The following is a 1,565-nucleotide window of genomic DNA, read 5'->3' as shown; positions in this document are numbered from 1 at the left end:
GGGCGGGCAGGGGGAGGAAATCGGGCAGGGCTTCGGCCGACAGGTCGAAGGGGCGGCCCAGGTCTCTGAGCTGGTCGAGGGCCTCTGTCTCGGTCATGGCGGTCAGGGGCTGGGGCGGGGCGGGTTCGGTGGCGGCGGCGAAACGGATCCGGCGGTTCTTCTCCGCTTTCTTCAGCTGGGCGCGCAGGCGGTCGGCTTCGCGGCGCTGGGCCCGCTTGAGGTCACGGATCTGGGCGGGGGTGGCCTGTTCGGCCATGAAGGCGGAGCCGAGGTGACGGTGGGTGTCTGGGGTGTAGAGCTCAACGCGGTGGTCGTGGTGGGGCAGGTAGCGCAGGACGACTTTTTCGCCAGCGCGGCCGTGCATCCAGCCGTTGATGTAGTCGCGGTTGCGCCAGCGGACGCCGCTGTTATTGATCGTCAGGGGCTTTCCGTGGCGTTCGAGGGTGTAGGTATGCAGATCGTCGGGGTTGGCGTCGAAGAGGGGGGTTGGGTCGTTCTCCCATGCCTGGACAGGGGTCTGATTGCCGAGGTCCTTGATGGGGTGATGGTTCCACTGGTGTACCCATTCGCGGACCTTGGCGACGAAGGCTTCGAAGTGGATCAGGGGCTGGCTGGGATCGACAGGCTTGCCTCCGAGGAGGGTCGGCGCCTCGGTGTAGCCGGGCATGCCAGCGAACAGAGTGTCCTTCACAGCCCCGTTGACCGCCTCTACCGTGCCTTTGCCGTCCGGACAGTATGGGGGCAGGACGATCTGTTCGACGGCGAAGGCGCCCAGCGCTTCGCGGACGGTGGCGCACAGGAACTCCTTGCCGCCATCGACACGGATGCGTTCCGGGATACCCCCGAAGGGGCCATGGTGCTCGTCACGCAGGAGTGCGTCGCGGACGGCGACCAGGACGCTTTCGCGGCTGGGGCGCTGGGGGGTGATGGCCAGGCCACAGATGGCGCTGGTGGCGCAGTCGACGAACCAGGTGATCCAGGGTTTGCGGCGGTGTCCATCGACGAGGACGTGGACGCTGGCTTCGACGTGGTCGGTTTCCCAGGCGTAGTTGCGGTGATGGCGTGGCCGTTTGCCGTGGACGTCGAAGCGGCGGCGGGCTTTCTCCCCCGCGCGCAGGCCGGCTCGGCGGCCGGGGGTGAGCTGGCGGTTGACGGCGCGGTGGAAGGTGGCCAGGGAGGGGAACTCCTGCTGGGCAGGCGGGTGTTCTTCCCCGGTTCGCCTCTCGTTATGTGCCTGGTGTTCGGCGCGGAGTTCGCGGTAGGCAGCGGTGGCATTGCCGCGCCAGCGGGCGATGGCGTCGAGCATGTCGGGGGTGAGCTGGAAGTGGCGGCGTCCGGCGGGGGTGTAGGTGCCGTTGTGGGCCAGGGCGTTGTCGATCCAGCGGTCGATGGTGCGCGGGTGGACGGCGAAGGCGTCGGCGACGACTGTCAGGTGTGCGGGGGTGAGCCGTTGCTTGTCCTTGAGGTAGAGCAGGCGGTGCACCGCAGCGGCGCGCAGTGCTGTGGTGTCGGCGGGCTGTGCCGGTGGGGGCGTGGAAGTCATGGGGGGCCAGGGTGTATGGGGC

Annotated in this window: 1 protein-coding gene; it reads right to left on the bottom strand. The window is 68.6% G+C overall.

Features of this window, described 5'->3' with window-relative positions; all coding sequences use genetic code 11:
- Positions 1-1,543 (bottom strand): Mu transposase C-terminal domain-containing protein (locus tag K6I34_RS36775; RefSeq protein WP_229332359.1); only part of this gene is annotated, 1,543 nt, incomplete at its 3' end.
- Between the last annotated feature and the right edge of the window lie 22 nt (positions 1,544-1,565).

Source organism: Streptomyces sp. UNOC14_S4 (assembly GCF_020740835.1).
GTDB lineage: Bacteria > Actinomycetota > Actinomycetes > Streptomycetales > Streptomycetaceae > Streptomyces.
Note: the sequence above shows the minus strand (reverse complement) of the source record. Positions and strands in the feature narration are given on the sequence as shown.